Source organism: Lysobacter sp. TAB13 (assembly GCF_052113885.1).
In the GTDB taxonomy this organism is placed as follows: Bacteria; Pseudomonadota; Gammaproteobacteria; order Xanthomonadales; family Xanthomonadaceae; genus Lysobacter; species Lysobacter gummosus.
The window spans coordinates 1-415 of the sequence record NZ_JBFRDR010000266.1 but is presented as its reverse complement, the minus strand read 5'-3'; the positions used below and the strand labels follow the sequence as shown (position 1 = coordinate 415).

Below are 415 nucleotides of genomic sequence, written 5' to 3'. Positions count from 1 at the left end.
GCAAGGGCAACTACCAGATGCAGTCCTTCTCCTATTCGGCCCGCTATGACCCCGCCCTGGCCTATGGCGCGGTCATGGGCTCGAAGGACAAGCGGCCGAACCGGATCTGGGACGATCCGCAGGCGGAGGAACTCCTGCGCGATATCCTGGCGTCGACCAGGGATGGCGAACGTCAGGCCCTGTTCGACAAGCTCCATGCTCTCTTCATCGAGCAGGCGCCGTTTCTGATGCTCTATAACGGTGTCGAAGTCGCCGCGGCGCGCGCGAGTGTCCAGGGCTATGCCGCCACCATCATGCCGAAGCCGAGACTCTGGGCCGTCAGCCTCAGGAAGTGACCGGTCGCGCGCGGGCAAGCTGCCCTCCAGCGGCTCGCCTGCGCCGTCGCCCACCAGGATTCCCCAACAAGCGAGACATG

1 pseudogene is annotated in these 415 nt (G+C 65.1%); it reads left to right on the top strand.

Features of this window, described 5'->3' with window-relative positions:
* Positions 1-335, top strand: a pseudogene (locus AB4Y92_RS26115) (ABC transporter substrate-binding protein); the annotation flags it as partial.
* Positions 336-415 lie beyond the last annotated feature (80 nt).